Source organism: Halomonas sp. EF61 (genome assembly GCF_040147045.1).
GTDB lineage: Bacteria > Pseudomonadota > Gammaproteobacteria > Pseudomonadales > Halomonadaceae > Halomonas > Halomonas litopenaei.
Genome location: NZ_JAMSHM010000004.1, coordinates 563,132 through 581,801, shown reverse-complemented (window position 1 = coordinate 581,801; position 18,670 = coordinate 563,132). Strand labels below are relative to the sequence as shown.

Genomic DNA, 18,670 nt, shown 5'->3' with positions numbered 1-18,670 from the left:
TGGGCAAACGAGATGAAGCTTATTCACGCTATCGAGCGGCTGACCCGCCTGGCGGGAGGGCTGGGCGCCATGCTGACCTTTCCGCTGATCGCGGCCCTGGTCTATGAGGTGTTCAGCCGCTACGTGCTGGGCCGCCCGACCCTGTGGGCCTTCGAGGTCAGCTACATGGTCATGGGTGCCATCTTCATGCTGGGCATGGCCAACGCCCTGCGCCTGGGCCAGCACGTCAGCGTCGATCTGCTGACGTTGCGCTGGTCGGATCGCACCAACGCAGCGGTGCGCCTGGTCGGCTACCTGCTGTTTCTGCCGGTGCTGGGCTGGCTGGTGTGGGAGCTGGGGCAGTATGCGCTGGAGGCCTTCGCCTCGAATGAACGCTCCGGCCGCTCGGCCTGGAACCCTGTGATCTGGCCCGTATTTCTGACCTGGTGGGCCGGCTTCGTGCTGCTGGCGCTGCAGGTCGTGGCCGAGATCCTCAAGGCGGTTCATATCATGCAAGGGCGCACGCCCGAACAGGGGGGCGCGGCATGAGCGACTATCTTGCGCTGGTGATGTTCCCGGCTTTGATCGGTTTCATCATCGCCGGCTTTCCGATCGCATTTTCGATGATTCTGGTGGCGACGCTGTTCGGCATCATGCAGTTCGGTGACGCTGCCGCCTATCAGTTGCTGACCAAGATCGAGGACACCGCCTCCAATTCGATCCTGGCGGCGGTGCCGCTGTTCATCTTCATGGGCGCCATGCTCGAGCGCTCCGGTATCGCCGAGCGGCTGTTCACGGCGATCCACTTCTGGACCCGTCGGCTGCCGGGGGGACTGGGCGTCGGCGCGGTGGTCATGGGGACCTTGTTCGCCGCGGCCAGTGGCGTGGTCGGTGCCACCGAGGCGGTGATCGGGCTCTTGGCCATCCCGGTCATGCTCAAGCATCAGTACAGCAAGTCGCTGATGTCCGGCACCATCTGTGCCAGCGGCTCGCTGGGGACGGCGATCCCGCCGTCGATAACGGTGGTGGTGCTGGGCCCGGTGGCCAGCGTCTCGGTGGGGTCGCTGTTCAGCGGCCTGATGTTCCCGGGCTTCCTGATGGCGCTGTTCTTCCTGCTCTACATCGTGCTGATCGCCTACTTGAAGCCGGAGATGGCACCGCGCATGGCGCAGGATGACGCCGAGCGGGCGACCCTCGGCGAGAAGCTCAAGATGACCTTCGGTGCGCTGCTGCCGACCATGGCGCTGATCATGACGGTGCTCGGCACGATCTTGCTCGGCATCGCCACGCCGACCGAGGCGGCCGCCTGCGGCGCCCTGGGATCGGTGGTGCTGGCGCTGGCCTATCGCAACCTGACGCTGGACGTTCTGTGGAACTCGGCCAAGCGGACCTTGAATATCTCGGCGATGATTCTGTTGATCGTGCTGGGGGGCAACATGTTCGCCGGGGTGTTCTTCGCCGCCGGTGGCATGGCCACGGTGCAGTCGCTGTTGATGGACACCGGCATGAGCCCCTGGATGATCCTCGGCATGATCCTGCTGATCGCCTTCCTGGCCGGCTTCGTGCTCGACATGATCTCGGTGGTGCTGATCGTCATCCCGGTGGCCATGCCCATCGTGCGTGCACTCGGCTTCGACGAGATCTGGTTCTGCGTGGCCTTCCTGGTGGTGATGCAGACTAGCTATCTGACGCCGCCGCTGGCACCGTCGATCTTCTACCTCAGGGCGATCACACCGCCGGAGGTGACGCTCAAGCACATGTACATCGGGGTGGTGCCCTTTATCGTGGTACAGCTGGTGGTGCTGGCACTGGTACTGAGTTTCCCGTCGCTGGCGCTGTGGCTACCCGAGCAGTTGAGCGGCCCCTCGTGGAAATGACCCCGGACACTGACAAAGGAGACGCCCCCATGAAGGACACCGACACCACCGTCGACAACGGGGCCTACCTGACCCGCGAGGCGCTGATGTCGCTCAGTCGCCGCGTGCTGGAGCACCAGGGCTTCAGTGCCGAGCAGGCCAGGGCCCTCGGCGAGACCTTGGTGGCGGCGCAGATGGATGCCAGCCACTCACACGGGCTCTACCGTCTGCTGGGGATCGTCCAGACGCTGCGCCAGGGCGCGGCGGTCGCCGACGCCGTCCCGGAGGTCGAAGACGTGGCCGCCGGGGTGGTGCGGGTCGATGCCGGCGGTGGCTTTTCACCGCTGGCCTTCGAGCTGGGGCTGCCGCTGCTGGTGGACAAGGCCCGCGACGCCGGGGTCGCGCTGATGGCGATCAATCACTGCGTGCATTCCACCGCCTTGTGGGTCGAACTCGAGCGGCTGACGGAACAGGGCCTGGTGGCGATCGCCTGTAACCCCACCCAGGCCTACATGGCGCCCCACGGCGGCAGTCGTCCGCTGTTGGGCACCAACCCGCTGGCCTTTGGCTGGCCCAGGCCCGGGCGCGAGCCGCTGGTGTTCGATTTTGCCACCAGTGCCATCGCCCGGGGCGACATCGAGCTGCATCGCCGCGAGGGCAAGCCGATCCCCGAGGGCTGGGGGGTCGATCGCGACGGGGCGCCCTGCACCGACCCCGAAGAAGTGCTGGATCACGGCGCCATGCTGCCGTTTGGTCAGCACAAGGGGTCGGCACTGGCGCTGATGGTCGAGCTGATCGCCGGCCCGATGATCGGTGACCTGCTGAGCGTCGAGTCAAGCGAGCACGACGCCGGTCGCGCAGGACTTCCGTACCACGGCGAACTGATCATCGCCATCGACCCGGCGCGCACCGCAGGCGCCACCAGCGAAGCGCACATGGACAGGGCCGAGCGGTTGTTCGACGAGCTGCTGGGCCAGGGCGCACGCTTGCCGGCCCAGCGTCGTTACCGTGAGCGGGCGCTGAGTGAATCCCGTGGCGCCTGGGTGCCCCAGGCGCTGCTCGATGATATCGAGGCGCTGCTGGCGTGAGGTGACACGGGGCGCCTTAGCCGAAGGTGTCGCCGCCAGACCGAAGGTACATGAGGCTTACACGAAGTCATTGCCGCGCCTCTAGGACGCGCCGTGATCATTTCCTACGCTGGGGTACGGTTGGGCAGCGACGCCCAATCGAGAGCTCATTTGTTCGAAGCGAGGGCATGTCATGGCAATGACAGGGACGTTATTGGTGATGCTGGCATCGCTGCAGTGGGGGCTCGCCGGCGGTTTCGGCAGCCTGCTGTTGCAGCGCGACTGGACGCCTGAGGCGGTGTCCTTCTGGCGGGCGCTGGTGGGGGTGGGTGTGATGCTCGTGTGGCTGGCGCTGTCCTGGTGGCGGCGCGGGCGACCGACGGTCAACCGCCGGATGGTGATGTGGGCGATGCTCGCCGGGTGCGGTATCGCCGCCAACTTCACTTTTTACTTCATCAGCATCAGCGAGAGCAGTGTGGCGGTGGCGGCGACCCTGATGTACAGCGCGCCGATCTTCGTGTTCGTCGTGTCCTTCCTCACCGGGGCCGAGCGTCCGTCACTGGTGCAGTGGCTGGCCATGGCGGTGGTGATGGGCGGTATCGTGCTGTTGACCGGCATCTATCGTGCCGACGCCGGGGTAGTGACGCCGTTCGGGATTGCCGCCGGTTTGCTGGCAGGCGTCGGTTACGCCTTCTTCATCTTCGGCTTTCGCTTTGCGGCATTGCATGGCTCGGCCACGGCGGCGCTGCCGATGGCGCTGGCCACCGCCGCCCTGTTGATCCTGCCGCTGGCGGATTTCTCGACGCTGGCCTCGGTGCCGGCGTCCGCTGACGTTTCGTTGTTTCTGCTGGTCGGTGTGCTGGGCGGCGCACTGTCGTTCTTCTGCTACGTTGTCGGCGTGCGCTATACGCTGCCGACCATGGCCTCCATCGTCGCCATGGTCGAACCGGTCACCGCGACCTTGTTCGGGCTGTTCGTGCTGGACGAGAGCCTGACCCTGCCTCAGGTCGGGGGCATGCTGCTGATTCTCGGCGCGGTGACCGGTATCAGCCTGCTCAAGCACCGTGCGGCGACAGCCTCAGAGTAGGCAAGTCGCCTCGATAGCGCGGACGTTGTCGGCGCCACGGTCTTCACCGTCTGCCGACCTGGCAGAGACCAGTCCTGCGAGGGGCGCTGCGGGCCTTGAGCCCGGCGCCCGGGCTACTCCAGTCCGATGTTCTTGGCCGGGAATTTCTCGAAGGTAGCGCGATGGGCGCCGGCTTCGGCCACCATGGACGCCTGCCAGGCGTTGCGTCGGTGGCCGACGGTCATCTGTTCCTTGGGGTCGATGTAGAGATTGAACAGCCAAGGGGCCAGGGCGGTCCTTTCCACCGTCGCCATGTCGATCCAGCGCAGGCCATCGTCGGCGCGCACCACGGCGGTATGCATCTTGTACTCACGCATGCGCAGGGCGGTGAACTGGTTGCCCAGCCACATGTAGACCTGCTCGCGGTGGGACTGACCGTTCTCGGTAAGCAGGAAGGACGTCTGGTCGATGCCGTCGATGTAGCGGTCCTGAGGGATGCCGTCTTCGGCGCCGCCCAGGGTGGCGAAGGTATTGAACAGGTCCATCAGATCGAACAGGCCGTCGGAGCGCTGGCCGGGCGGGATCATGCCCTTCCAGTAGGCGATGCCCGGGACCCGCACGCCGCCTTCCCAGGTGGTGCCCTTGGCGCCACGGAAGGGGGTGTAGCCGCTGTCCGGCCAGCTATCCATCTGGGGCCCATTGTCCGAGGTGACGAAGATGAAGGTGTTCTCCAGCTCGCCGCTGTCATCCAGCGCCTGAACGATGTCACCGATATAGCTGTCGACCTCGACGACGGCGTCCTTGTAGGGATACTTCGATGGACTGGCGCCGCGAAACGCCTCCGATGGCCAGTTATCGGCGTGCACCTTCATGAAGGCGTGGGTGATGAAAAAGGGCGCGTCCTGCTGCGACAGCCGCTGGATGCTGTCGACGGTGTAGTCCCTGAGTCGGGCGTCACCCTCGGCCATGTCCTCGATGGAGCTGACCTGGCTGACCACCTCGGTGGTGCCGTCGGCGAGGCCGTGGATCAGGTTGTCATCGGCCTTGATCCGGTCGTAGCGCTCAAGCTTGTCGTCATCCAGTACCAGGTCGGGATAGCGACGCTCATCGAAGCGCTGGGTGTATTCCTTCTGCGCCCGGTAGTAGCCGTAGAACTCGTCGAAGCCCACATCGTGGGGGCGCATGCCTTCTTCTTCCCCGATATGCCACTTGCCCACCAGCAGACTGTAGTAGCCCTGGTTCGACAGCAGCCTTGCAATGGACGTCTCGCCTTCCCATGGATTCACGCTGACGCTGTCGCCGGCAAGGATCGGGCGGATCAGGCCGGTGCGCACCGGCAGACGGCCGGTAAAGATGGCCGCACGTGTGGGCGTGCAGGTGTACTGCGAATAGGTCGACGTCAGCATCAGGCCTTCATCGGCCAGCCGGTCCATATGCGGGGTGGGCGCGCCGATGGCCTCACCGCCACCGAAGGCGCCGGGGTCACCGTAGCCCAGGTCATCGACGATAAACAGCAGGATATTAGGCTTCTGGCCTGCGCGGGCCTCGAAGTCCGCCAGTGCCTGGGCGGCCGCAGCCTGCTGCTGGGGGTGGGGAATGGCCGGTTGGCGATGGTCGTTTTCCGCCACCGCCCGGGACAGCGTGCTGGCCATGGCGATGGGGGCCTTGGCCGCCAACAGGCCTGCCGACAGGGCCACGGTCAGCATTGTCGCAGCGATGGAAGTCCTCATTTTCCACTCCATGTGTCGGGCCCAGGGAAAGAAGAGGGCCGCGGTGCCAGGGGAGACATGTGATCACTGAAGCAGGACGCTGTCTGGCGCCTGATGTCTTCCCGGTATCCGTCGGGTGGTGCCAGGATGTGCAGCATTGGCGTGTTGCTCGGGCGTGGTCGCAGTGTGGCGAGTGAGGTGGGAGGGCGCCATCCCCCGAAAGGCATAACGGCCTGGGCTCCATCGCCAGGCGGGTGCTTCCTGATCTTGCCCAACAAAAGTGGACACCGGTCTATGCGATCATTCGAGCTTCGAAGGCTGCTGGGCTGATCATCCCAATGGCGCTGTGGCGGCAGTGACAGCGGCGCAGACAGCGAACAAGCGCTGGCCCTGAGCGTCGCCGGTGCCGGCGACACCACCCTAGAGCGCATCGGCCAGGAGGCCGCGCTGCTGGTGGAGTAGGCAGTGGAGTAGAGAGTGGAGCAAGCGGTCGAATAGGCCGTGGAGCAAGTGGTGGATCACTCCAGCGAAAGTCCCCTTCGATCACCCGGCCCTTGGCCGGGTGATGTTTTTTGCATAGCGACGAGCCTCCCTCGAGTACGAGACGCCTCGGCTATCTCGCATCGCTACGAGCGCTCCCAGCCCTCTCTCCCGGCCCCCTCCCAGCGACAGGGCCGTGCACTGCATCCTGCAAGCGCAGCAACTATCGGCTGTTCTTCGGGCGGTGATCTCGACCCACAACATCAGCACTTGAATTCGGCCAATCGGGGTTTTTATCAAAAGGTGATAATTTTTTGTTATGGCGTTATAGCGACGTGCGTAAAGGCCGGCGTGTACTCGCTTATGGAAAGATGGAAGCGTGGTTTTTTTTAGTTGTCGAACTGACAAGGGAAGAAAATCGTGACGTAAAATCTAGAGTGTTTTGTGTGATTGTTCGCAGTCATCGTTTCCCGAGGCGTGGAATAAGCATGCAAAATTGTGCTTAATCGATTGTGTAGTCGCTTGAAGGCAGCGACCTTGGTATTTATTTATAAAGTAAAGTGTCGAATTATCAATCATTTAAAAATTTGTGAGTTTTTATCACAAAGTGTGAATTGGTGGCTGAGGCGTTTTCTGACGCGCAATTATCTGTTTTATAAAAAAGAAATTTTTGATGTCGGAAAACAAGGAGGCTTCGAGTAATAATGATGTTCGTCAGTCCAGTGTCGAGAGCGAAAATCAGTGCCTAGGTTTAAGGCAGACGCAGGAATCACACCGTGCTTGTTGCCTTGTTTTCGTTGTTTGCCGCCACCAACCGGCGGCGAGGACACTCCCATGAATACCGACACTGAAAGAGCCAATGCCAGCGCCACTGCGCTGATGAATACCCGCGGCGTGGAGCCCGCTGTCCTTCTCTCTGTCACCGATGGCGGTGGGAGTTATAGCTTCAGGCTGAACCACGACTTTGGATACAACAGAGATCCTGCCAGCAATGAGCCCTATCGCTGGGTGGCTCCTGACCTCCCCGAACTGACGGCGGACGGTGAGCCAGTGGGGTTTCGGATTTCACCCGACGGGCAGCGATTGATGCTGTTCGAGGAGAGTTTGCTGGACGAGGATCCGGGAAGAGCCCTGCTGATCCTGCAACTGACTGACGACGACGAGTTGGTCACTGTTTCGGTGAATCGGAAACTGGACCATACCGGGCCTGATTTCGACGACATTCTGTCGTTATCGTTTCCTTTCATCGCCACCGACAACGAGGGCAGGGAAGAGAAGGCCTGGGTCGACATCAATGTGGTTGATGTAGCGCCACCCACCTACTCGGGGTTCAACGGCATCGATACTCCCAGTTCGGTCGTTCCGGGGAACTTTGTCGTCGATCGCTGGAGGATGGATGCTGGCAAAGAAGGCCTCGACCGCGTCTTTGTCAGCCTGCCCGGTGACGACACCGAATATCCACTGGGGGCGATGATCGACACCGACAAAGGCCTGCTCGCCGTCAACTTGGAATATTGGGTGTTCAAGGCCGACCCCGATGCCGAGGGATCGTTCGAGTTCCAGATCGTTGTCATCGATGGTGACGGCGACCGGGTGAACATCGAGGCCCACTTCGATATCCGAGAATGTGAGAACAGCGAGGTGGCGACCACCCCGGAGACCGATGGCGATCCCACCACCGAACCGGCCCACGCTATCGTCGATGAAGCCGCCTCTTACTACGGCAGTGCCAGCGGCTCAGGCACAGGCGAAACGGTCGTGGCGGCCGGGTCGCTGGGCTATGACCTCGGCAGCGATTGCTCAGAAGAAACTGGCTACGAAATTCAACGGGTGAGCAGCTTCGATTGGGATATCGCCAGTTTGCCGCGTCTGACCGCCGACGGCTATCCGGTGTCATGGTTGATTGACGCTAGTAGCCACAGGGTGCGTGGGGTTGCCTACGATAGTGACGCCCAGGAGGAGTATGCGGTCATCGAGGTGGTGCTTACCGACTTAGCCTCCGGCAGCTATGAGGTACGGTTGCCTGACGTTGGACACTTTGCTGACCGCGACCAGATTGCCGCACTGGATCACTCAGGCGCTGGCAACGATGACAGTATTCACTTCGAGTTGGGCTATGTCGTCGTCGACGTCTCTGGCAACAGCGCTTTCGGCGTGCTCGAGGTCACGGTCAATGATGACGCTCCTCGCGCCAACGACGACAGGGCTTCCACGTCCAAGGACACCCAGGTCATCGTCGACGTGCTGGCTAACGACGTTCTCGGTGCCGACGGTTCGGGTGGGGTTGTCGCGGCCAGCGTTCAAGGGGGAGCCGATGTCGGTAGCGTCACGGTCCGGGGCGATGGCCGCTTGTCCTTCGTGCCTCACCCGGACTTTCTGGGCGATGCCCTGATCGATTACACCAGCAGCGATGGCGATGGTGACACCACCCAAGGAGGTCTGACCGTCAATGTCCGCGACGCTGCCTCGACGACGCGGTCCACTCCGGAAACCGACGACGACCCCGATACCCAACCGGCCAGGGTCGTCGTCGATGAGGAGGGTCTGCCCGGGGGCATTGCTGGCGGTATCGGCGATATCGCCGGCGAGTCAACGGTCGCCACCGGTTTCCTGGGTTATGACGCTGGCGACGATGGGGTTGCTGGTTTCTCCTGGATTCGTAGCTCCTATTTGGTAGATGTGGAGGTGAGAGGGGAAGTGCCGCGCCTGTCACTGGTGAATAATGGACGGACCTTGATTGCCAAGGACGCGCAGTTCGGCTCGGTATTCAGGCTTGAACTTGTCGATATCACGACGGGTGAATATCGCTTCGAGCTGTTCCAGCCGCTGGATCACTCGGATCCAAGCATCGAGGACAATGTCGACTTTGTGATCGACTATGTCGTTACCGATGGTGACGGCGACACGGCTGAAGGCGTACTCGAGATCCGTGTCAATGACGACGCCGGCCGCGCCAACAGCGATAGCGCTGCCACCCTCAGTGCCACCCCGGTCATCGTGGACGTGCTGAGCAACGACGAGATCGGCGCCGAGGGCGTACGCAAGGTCATGCAGGCAAGCGTTCAGGGCGGCGACGCTGTGGGCACCGTGTCGATCAATCCCGATGGCACCCTGACCTTTGTTCCCGCTGTGGGATTCTCCGGCGATGCGCTTATCGACTACGCCCGCTCCGATGGCGACGGTGACTTCCCCGTCGGCACCCTCACCGTGTCTGTTGCGGCCGTCAATCCTGACGGGCTGATCACGCCACTGACCGATGGCGACCCCGACACCCGGTCGCCCAAGGCGGTGGTCGACGAGGATGGCCTGGCAGGCGGTATCGCCGGGGGGGCCGGCGACACGGCTACCCAGAGTCGCGTGACCATCGGATCGCTGGGCTACGACTTCGGCAATGATGGTCCGGGTGGCTTCCGCTGGCACACCGATGGCCTGCCGATACTGACCTCCGGTGGCGATCCGGTGAGCTGGCGGCTAAGCGGCAATGGCCGTTCGCTGCTGGGCGTCGACAGCGGTGGCGGCAGGGTCATCGCGGTACAGCTTGTCGACGTGGTGACCGGCCGCTACAAGGTGACGCTGGACAAGCCGCTGGATCATGTCATTTCTGGCATCGAGGACGACCTCTCTATCGAGGTGGGCTATACCGTCACCGACGGTGGCGGAGACGTTGCCGCCGGCAGGCTTGACATCGTGGTGGACGACGACAGCCTGGTGGCCCGAGACGATAGCGCCACAATCGCCGTCGACACGGCGATCAGGGTAGCGGTGCTGGACAACGACGGGCTGGGCGCCGATGGTCCTGGGGGCATCATCGACGCCAGCGTGCGCGGCGGGCCAGCGGTCGGCAGCGTCACGATCAACCCCGACAACAGCCTGACCTTCGTGCCTCACCCGGAGCTTTTCGGCAGAGAGGTGCTGATCGATTACGTCGTCAGTGACGCCGACGGTGACACCGCCGCCGCCACACTCAGCGTCGTCGTCGAAGGTGGCGACGCCGGCGGCCCCACCACCCCGGACAGCGACGGTGATCCTGAGAACGTGGCGCCCACCGCCATCGTCGATGAGGACCGGCTTTACTTGTTTGCCTATGAATTGATTGGCCTGGAAGGTGGTTCCGGCGATATCGGATACTACCAAGCCTATTTCGACGGTTTTCTGGGCTACGACTTTGGCGAGGCTGGGCCTGGCAGCTTCCGCTGGTCCACCGATGGCTTGCCCGAATTGAGTGCGAATGGTGAGCCTGTGACCTGGTCGCTCAACGCCGCTGGTAACAGCCTGATCGGCAAGGCCCGCGGTCTCAATATTTTCGGCTACTATGACCAGGTAGACGTGATCAGCATAAAGCTCCTGGGCCTGGAGCCGGGCATCTTCAAAGTTGAACTGCTAAAGGGACTGGATCACAGCGACCCCTACCTGGAAGACGACATCACCTTCAGCGTCGGCTACGTCATCACCGATGGCAACGGCGATAGTGCGCAAGGCTCGCTGGACATCCTGGTGGACGACGACAGTCCCCGTGGTGGTGGGTACAGGGGATGGTACTTCACTGGCACCGATACCCCGGTCAGGTTTGATCTGCGGGATGACATCCTTATCGGCGCCGACTTCGAGCGGGTCGCCAACTTTCGCGCCGAGGTCGTCGGCGGCGATAGCGTTGGCCAGGTCAGCCACGAAGAGGGTGATTTTTATGCCACCTTCACGCCGCATCCCGAGTTCCACGGCAAGGCCTTGTTGCAGCTCGGATACACTGACGGTGATGGCGATGAGACCGGCGGACGTGTCGAGGTCAGTGTCGGCGCCTCTGGCAACAATGTACCGATCACGCCGCTGAGCGATGGCGACCCTGCCACCGTCTCGGCCCGGGCCGTGCTCGACGAGGAAGGCCTCGCCGGTGGCATCGCCGGCGGCCCGGGGGACGTGGCCGGAGAGGCCAGGGTCGTCACCGGGTCGCTGGGCAATGACTTCGGCAAGGATGGCCCGTGGCTGTTTCCCTTCCACTGGGTCACCGATGGCCTGCCGGCGCTGAGCTCACAGGGTAGCCCGTTAAGCTGGTTGGTCAACGGTACCGGGCATGAGGTGACGGGCGTGGATGCGCTTGGCAACGAGGTGATCAGCGTCCGCATCACCGATCTCGAGCAGGGGCTCTATCGTGTCGAGCTGCACCGGCCGCTTGACCACGACGATGCCAGCCTCGAGGACAATATCGATCTGACCGTTCGCTACATGATCACCGACGGCAACGGCGACACTGCCCAGGGCCAGCTAAGGATCAGCGTGGATGACGATAGTATGCTGCTGGTCGATGACAGCACCACTACTGACAAGGCCAGCCCGATCAGCGTGGACGTGCTGGCCAACGACCAGTACGGCGCTGATGGCCTGGGTGGTCTCGTCTCCGCCAGCGTGCGCGGTGGGGCAGCGGTTGGCAACGTCACCATCAATCCCGACGATACCCTGACTTTTGTCGCCCATCCGGACTTCTTCGGTAAAGCGTTGATTGCCTACACAGCCAGTGACGCCGACGGTGATATCCGCAGCGCAGAGCTCAGCGTCATGGTCGAAAACGATGCCCCCGGTACGCCTACGACCCCGGAAACCGATGGCGACCCCCTGACCAACCCCGCCAAGGCCGTGGTCGACGAGGATGGCCTGGCGGGCGGCATCCACGGCGGTGTCAGGGATGCGCCCACCGAACTCACGGTCGCGACGGGCGTGCTTGGCTATGACTTCGGCAGCGATGGCCAGGGAGACTTTCGCTGGAGCACCGACGGCCTGCCGTCGCTGACCAGCGGCGGTGATCCGGTGACCTGGCGGCTCAACGGTAACGGTCGTTCGCTGGTGGGGTTTGACAGCAATGGCGATAGGGCCATCTCGGTTCAGCTTGTCGATCAGGCGACCGGCAGCTACAAGGTGGCAGTGGCAAGGCCGCTGGACCACGCCAACGCCAGGGTCGAGGACGACCTCAACTTCGTCGTGGGCTACAGCGTCAGCGACGCTGACGGTGACACTGCTGAGGGTGTGCTGCGCGTGACCGTGGATGATGACCGTGGTCGTGCCAACGACGACAGTGCGCGCACCGATCGCGCTACCGCGGTCGATGTGGACGTGCTGGCCAACGACGACCACGGCGCCGATGGCCCGGGACGGGTGATCGCTGCCAGTGTCCAGGGAGGCGCGGATGTCGGCAGCGTCACGCTAACCAGCGCTGGCGTGTTGACCTTTGTGCCACAGGCAAGCTTTAGCGGCACCGCGCTGATTGATTACACCGGCAGCGATGCAGACGGCGACATTACCGCTGGACAGCTCAGCGTCAGTGTCGACCAGGGCACGGATCGTCCTACCACCCCGGAGACCGATGACGATCCAGCCACCGGACCCGCCACGGCGGTTGTCGACGAGGACGGCCTGGCCGGTGGTGTTGCCGGTGGTCCGGGTGATGCGCCAGGCGAGCTGACCGTCGTGACCGGCTCGCTGGGCTATGACTTTGGCTCTGATGGGCGTGGAACCTTCCGCTGGAGCACCGACGGTCTGCCCTCCTTGACGTCACAAGGCCGCCCATTGAGCTGGTCGCTCAATGCCACCGGCCATACCATGACGGCCTCCGATACCGAGGGCAATGACGTCCTGCGCGTCAGAATCATCGATATTCTCAACGCAGAGTATCGCGTGTCACTGCTCCGACCGCTTGATCACGATGATGCCATGAGCGAGGACAGTATCGACATGGCGCTGGGCTACGTGATCACCGATCGTGACGGCGAGGCTGCGCAAGGCGTGCTCAATGTCAGCGTGAATGACGACAGCGTTCGCGCCAATGATGACAGTGTCAGCACCGTGAGCGGTGACCGGGTCAGGGTGGATGTGCTGGCCAATGATGAGTTCGGCGCCGATGGGCCGGGACGTCTTGTCGGCGCCCGCATTCAGGGTGGCGCCGACGGCGTCGGCACCCTCAAGATCCACCCTAACAGTACCTTGACCTTTGAATCCGATTCGTCTTTCTCTGGCGTTGCGCGTGTTCACTATGACGCAATGGACGGCGACGGTGACATCAGTACCGGCACGCTTGTCGTGGACGTCGAAACCGATGACATCCCGACTACCCCGGAAACCGATGACGATCCGAACACTGTCCCTGTCAGGACCTTCGTCGACGAAGACGGGCTGCCAGGCGGTATCCCGGGAGGAGATGGGGATGTTGCCACCGAACGCACCGTCGCCACCGGCTTGGTGGGCTACAACTTCGGAAATAACGGTCAGGGTGGTTTTACCTGGCATAGCGACGATCTGCCGACGCTGACGACCGGCGGAGATCCGGTGACCTGGCAGTTAAGCGGTAACGGGCGTTCGCTGCTGGGCGTAGATAGCAGTGGCGACCGGGTGATCTCGGTGCAATTGACCGATGTTGCCAGCGGTAGCTATCGAGTGGCGCTGTTCCAGCCGTTGGATCACGAGCCGTCCCCCTCGTTGTCTTATGTTGTAGAGGATAACCGCGCCTTAGAGGTTGGCTATACCGTCACCGATCGCGACGGGGACCGTGCCGAGGGTGTCTTCCTGCTCTTTGTCGACGACGACGCCGGCAGCGCCAGCGATGATAGCGCCAGTACCGACAGTGACACCCCGATTACCGTGGATGTGTCCACCAACGATAAATATGGCGCCGATGGGCCGGGGAGCATCGGCGGGTTTGGCCTTCAGGGAGGGGCAGGGGTCGGCAGCATCACGGTCAATGCCGATGACACCGTGACCTTCATACCCAACCCGAGCTTCTCCGGCGTGGCGGAGATCGACTACAGCAGCAGCGACAACGACGGTGACAGCAGCGAGGCGACGCTCTCTATCGATGTGACGGGTGGCGACCCCACCAGACCGACGACCCCGGAAACCGATGGCGACCCCGCCACCATGGTGGCCGAGGCCGTCGTCGATGAGGATGGCCTCGGCGGCAACCCCGGCGGTTTCAATGACGTTCCCGGTGAGCAGACCGTGGTGACCGGTTCGCTGGGCTATGACTTCGGTGAGGGAGGGCGTGGCAGCTTCCGCTGGACGACAGAAGGTATGCCGTCTTTAACGTCGCAAGGACGCCCCCTGGCCTGGTCACTCGGTAGCTCCGGCCACAGCCTCCTGGCCTCCGATAGCGACGGTAATACTGTGATTGGCATCGAGATGACCGATATCGACAGCGGCGACTACCGCGTCGAGCTGTATCGTCCGTTGGACCACAAAGATGACCTTGGGGAGAGTGATATCAATGTCGCGGTCGGCTACGTCATTACCGACGGTGACGGCGATACTGCTGAAGGACAACTCCGGCTGACGGTAGATGACGACACGCCTGTGATCACTGCTGATCTGGAAGGCTTTACCTTTTATAGCGGCATTCCGGTGACCCTCGATTTGGTGAACTTCGGCGGCGATGGCTACGGTTCCCTGAAGGTGAGAGTCTCCAGCGGTGATGGTGGCCAGGTGACGATCAATCCCGATCATACGGTGACGTTCTTGTACGACGGGGGCTTTATCAGTGAAACGAGTCTCTGGGTAGATGCTGCTGATAGCGAATACGATGAGGCTCGCAGTTTCGCTAGAGCCAACGTGGCGCCAGCGCCAGCGGATGCTGACGTCAGTGCCTCTGCCATTGGCGACACGGGTGTGCTTGTGACAGGCGAGGAAGTCGCTGCCCAGGCGGGCCGGCTGGCGCTGTCGGAATTGCTCGATGACGAGAGCGACGAGGAGGTAGCGGCCTGGCTGCCGCCGGAACAGGACCAGACAGACAGCGTAGGTCCCGCGTCGGCAGGGGGCAGTGGCGGCGGCAGTGGTGGCAGCAGTGACAGCGGCGCAGATAGTGAACAAGCGCTGGCCCTGAACGGCGCCGGTGCCGGCGATACCACCCTGGAGCGCATCGGCCATGAGGTCGCGCTGCTGGTGGAGTAGGCAGTGGAGTAGAGAGTGGAGTAAGCGGTCGAATAGGCCGTGCACTGCATCCTGCAAGCGCAGCAACTATCGGCTGTTCTTCGGGGGTGATCTCGACCCACAACATCAGCACGTGAATCCAGCCAATCGGGGTTTGAATCAAAAGGTAATAATTCTTTGGCATGACGTTATATCGGCGTGCGTAAAGGCCGGCGTGTACTCGCTTATGGAAAGATGGAAGCGTGGTTCTTGTTTTTTTAGTTGTCGAACTGACAAGGGAGGAAAATCGTGACGTAAAGTCTAGAGTGTTTTGTGTGATTGTTCGCAGTCATCGTTGCTCGGGGCGTGGAATAAGCATGCAAAATTGTGCTTAATCGATTGTGGAATCGCTTAATGGCAGCGACCTTGGTGTTTTATTTATAAGGTAAAGTGCCGTATTATCAGTAATTTAAAAATTTGTGAATTTTTTATCACAAAATGTGAATTGGTGCCTGAGGTGTTTTCTGACACGCAATTAGCTGTTTTATAAAAAAGAAATTTTTGATGTCGGAAAACAAGGAGACTTTGAGTGATATTGGTGTTCGTCAGTCCAGTGTCGAGAGCAAAAATCAGTGCCTAGGTTTAAGGCAGTCGCAGGAATAAAACCGAGCTTGTTGCCTTGTTTTCGTTGTTTGCCGCCACCCACTGGCGGCGAGGACACTCCCATGAATACCGACACCGAAAGAGCCAATGCCAGCGCCACTGCGCTGATGAATACCAGCGGCGTGGATGCCCCCATCACTCCCGAGACCGACGATGATCCCGCCACCGGTCCCGACAAGGCCGTGGTCGACGAGGACGGTCTGGCCGGCGGCATCCACGGTGGTGTCAGGGATGCGCTGACCGAACATACCGTCGCCGAGGGCGTTTTGGGCTACGACGTGGGCAACGATGGTCCGGGCAGCTTTCGCTGGCACACTGCCGGCCTGCCAGCGCTGACCAGCGGTGGTGACTCGGTGAGCTGGAGGCTCAATGGCAATGGTCGCTCGCTGGTGGGGGTCGACGGCAATGGCGATCGGGTGATTTCGGTGCAGCTTACGGATGTGGCTAGCGGCAGCTATAAGGTGGCGGTGGCACAGCCGCTGGATCACACCTACGCCGGCATCGAGGACAACCTCAACTTCAGCGTGGGCTATACCATCAGCGACGCTGATGGCGACAGCGCCGACGGTGTATTGCGTGTCACCGTGGATGACGACAGTGGCCGGGCCAACGACGACATCGCCACCACCACCATTGGCACTTCGGTGACGCTGGATGTGCTGGACAATGACGCCTTTGGCGCCGACGGGAGTGGCGGGGTGGTCGCGGCCAGCGTCCAGGGCGGGGCGAGCGTCGGCAGTGTTACCGCCAACCCCGACGGCACCCTGACCTTTGTGCCCCATGTGGACTTCGTGGGTGAGGCGCGGATCGATTACACAGGCACCGACGGCGACGGCGACACCAGTGAGGGGCGGCTTACTGTCACGGTCGAGGGTCAGCGCAACGATGTCCCGACCACCCCCGAGACCGATGGTGACCCCGCCACCGTTCCGGCCAAGGCCGTGGTCGACGAGGATGGTCTGGCCGGCGGCATCCACGGCGGTGTCAGGGATGCGCTCACCGAGCAGACCGTGGAGACCGGCGTCTTGGGTTACGACGCTGGCGATGACGGTCTGGGCGGCTTCACTTGGCACACCGATGGCCTGCCGGCGCTGACCAGCGGCGGCGACCCGGTGAGCTGGAGACTCAATGGCAATGGTCGCTCGCTGGTGGGGTTCGACGGCAACGGCGATCGGGTGATTTCGGTGCAGCTTACGGATGTGGCGAGCGGCAGCTACAAGGTGGCGGTGGCACAGCCGCTGGATCACACCTACGCCGGTGTCGAGGACGATCTCAACTTCAGCGTGGGCTATACCGTCACTGACAGAGACGGCGACAGCGCCTCAGGCGTGCTGCGTATCACCGTGGACGACGATAGCCCGCAGGTCAGCGACGACAGCGCCACCACCGGCAGCAAGACACCGGTGACGGTGGACGTGCTGGCCAATGACGCCTTCGGTGCCGACGGGAGTGGCGGGGTGGTCGCGGCCAGCGTCCAGGGAGGGGCGAGCGTCGGCAGCGTCAGCGTCAATGGCGACGATACCCTGACTTTCGTGCCTGGCGACGGCTTCACCGGTAGCGCCCTGATCGACTACAGCGCCAGCGATGGCGACGGCGACACCAGTGAGGGGCGGCTTACCGTCACCGTCAGGGACCCGCAGGGGAATGGTATCCCCACCACCCCCTCCACGCCGCCCTGGGTTCTCCTCGACGAGGACGGTCTGGTTGACGGTATAGGTGGTGGTCCTGGCGATCTTCCTGAGCCCGTTGACGATTTCCACAGTGGTCAACTGGGCTATGACTTCGGCGATGACGGGCCTGGCAGTTTTACCTGGCTGACCGAGGACCTGCCGACGCTGACGAGTCGGGGATCTTCGATCGATTGGCAGCTCAGCGACGACGGTCTTGTGCTCAGGGGCGCTGCCGATGGGCGTACGGTAATACGGTTTGAACTCACCGATGTCCTCAGCGGGGACTATCAGGTGTGGTTGGAGCAGTCGATGGACCATGACGATGCCTATGTGGAAAGCAACATCGACTTCGATATTGGTTACCGGATCACCGATGGCGACGGTGACAGTGCCGCAAGCAAGATACAGGTACGGGTAAACGATGATAGCCCCTTCGCCGTGGCCAGCATGGAAGCAACCATCGAGAGTGGCTCCACGGTATTTTTCGGCAATGTACTGCGCTTCTCCAGGTCCGGTGCCGACTATGGCCTCGACTTCAGCGTCGAGGTTCAGGGGGGGGACGCGGTCGGCAGCGTCAGCACCACCAGCGCAGGATTTTTCTTCACGGCCCATCCCGACTTTACGGGAATCGCCACCGTCTACCTGAACGTCATCGACGGTGACGGCTCCATCGATGTGGACGATGTTTCCATCACAGTGGAGAGCAATGTCGATACCGGTGACTACGCCAGGGCCAACTCGAGTCTCACCCCGGTTGTCGTCGCTGAGGACGGTCTGGCGGACGGTATCACCGATGGCGGTGATGACGCCCCCGGTGAGCCCAGCATCCAGTCGGGATCGCTGCCCTACGACTTTGGCTCCGTTAGTGTCCTCGAAGCCGAGGCTCAGGACGATGTCCTCGACAACCTCCCAGGAAATGTTGTGGCAAACGCCGAGGCGGGCCGGCTGGCGCTGTCGGAATTGCTCGATGACGAGAGCGACGAGGAGGTAGCGGCCTGGCTGCCGCCGGACCAGACCGACAGCGTAGGCCCCGCGTCGGCAGGGGGCAGTGGTGGCGGCAGTGGTGGCGGCATGGACAGCGGCGCAGACAGCGAACAAGCGCTGGTCCTGAACGGTGCCGGTGTGCCGGGCGCAGGCGACACCACGCTGGAGCGCATCGGCCAGGAGGCTGCGCTGCTGGTGGAGTAGGCAGTGGAGTAGGCAGTGGAGTAGAGAGTGGAGTAGAGAGTGGAGTAAGCGGTGGATCACTCCAGCGAAGATCCCCTTCGATCACCCGGCCTTTGGCTGGGTGATGTCT

At 62.4% G+C, this 18,670-nt stretch carries 7 protein-coding genes; 6 read left to right on the top strand and 1 reads right to left on the bottom strand.

The features are described 5' to 3' along the window. Positions 1 to 12: 12 nt before the first annotated feature. The 4 genes from NFI08_RS22025 (at position 13) to NFI08_RS22010 (ending at position 3,989) form a co-directional block, all read left to right on the top strand. Positions 13 to 528 carry a TRAP transporter small permease subunit gene (locus NFI08_RS22025; protein WP_108133679.1) on the top strand — a complete coding sequence of 172 codons (516 nt, stop codon included), beginning with the start codon at positions 13 to 15 and terminating at the stop codon, positions 526 to 528. Beyond that, positions 525 to 1,856, top strand: a complete 1,332-nt coding sequence (locus tag NFI08_RS22020) for a TRAP transporter large permease (RefSeq protein ID WP_045992516.1) — start codon at positions 525 to 527, stop codon at positions 1,854 to 1,856. The genes NFI08_RS22025 and NFI08_RS22020 overlap by 4 nt, the downstream gene beginning before the upstream one ends. Before the next feature lie 29 nt (positions 1,857 to 1,885). Continuing rightward, positions 1,886 to 2,923 (top strand): Ldh family oxidoreductase, encoded by a 1,038-nt coding sequence (locus tag NFI08_RS22015; protein ID WP_253552834.1) that lies wholly within the window; start codon positions 1,886 to 1,888, stop codon positions 2,921 to 2,923. Positions 2,924 to 3,095: 172 nt separating this feature from the next. Next, positions 3,096 to 3,989 (top strand): DMT family transporter, encoded by an 894-nt coding sequence (locus tag NFI08_RS22010; RefSeq protein ID WP_261392059.1) that lies wholly within the window; start codon positions 3,096 to 3,098, stop codon positions 3,987 to 3,989. 113 nt (positions 3,990 to 4,102) lie between these two features. Here NFI08_RS22010 and NFI08_RS22005 read toward each other — a convergent pair whose 3' ends face one another. Further along, positions 4,103 to 5,698 (bottom strand): arylsulfatase, encoded by a 1,596-nt coding sequence (locus NFI08_RS22005; protein WP_349591482.1) that lies wholly within the window; start codon positions 5,696 to 5,698, stop codon positions 4,103 to 4,105. Positions 5,699 to 6,991: 1,293 nt separating this feature from the next. Here NFI08_RS22005 and NFI08_RS22000 point away from each other — a divergent pair. After that, positions 6,992 to 15,082, top strand: a complete 8,091-nt coding sequence (locus NFI08_RS22000) for an Ig-like domain-containing protein (protein ID WP_349591481.1) — start codon at positions 6,992 to 6,994, stop codon at positions 15,080 to 15,082. 683 nt (positions 15,083 to 15,765) lie between these two features. Further along, on the top strand, positions 15,766 to 18,561 hold the full coding sequence (locus tag NFI08_RS21995) for an Ig-like domain-containing protein (RefSeq protein ID WP_349591480.1): 2,796 nt from the start codon (positions 15,766 to 15,768) through the stop codon (positions 18,559 to 18,561). Positions 18,562 to 18,670: the final 109 nt, after the last annotated feature.

What these genes read in the sequence shown, in the direction of transcription:
- NFI08_RS22025 (WP_108133679.1), top strand. Translation starts at nt 13, where the DNA reads ATGAAGCTTATTCACGCTATCGAGCGGCTGACCCGCCTGGCGGGAGGG.
- NFI08_RS22005 (WP_349591482.1), bottom strand. Translation starts at nt 5,698, where the DNA reads ATGAGGACTTCCATCGCTGCGACAATGCTGACCGTGGCCCTGTCGGCA.
- NFI08_RS22000 (WP_349591481.1), top strand. Translation starts at nt 6,992, where the DNA reads ATGAATACCGACACTGAAAGAGCCAATGCCAGCGCCACTGCGCTGATG.
- NFI08_RS21995 (WP_349591480.1), top strand. Translation starts at nt 15,766, where the DNA reads ATGAATACCGACACCGAAAGAGCCAATGCCAGCGCCACTGCGCTGATG.
- NFI08_RS22020 (WP_045992516.1), top strand. Translation starts at nt 525, where the DNA reads ATGAGCGACTATCTTGCGCTGGTGATGTTCCCGGCTTTGATCGGTTTC.
- NFI08_RS22010 (WP_261392059.1), top strand. Translation starts at nt 3,096, where the DNA reads ATGGCAATGACAGGGACGTTATTGGTGATGCTGGCATCGCTGCAGTGG.
- NFI08_RS22015 (WP_253552834.1), top strand. Translation starts at nt 1,886, where the DNA reads ATGAAGGACACCGACACCACCGTCGACAACGGGGCCTACCTGACCCGC.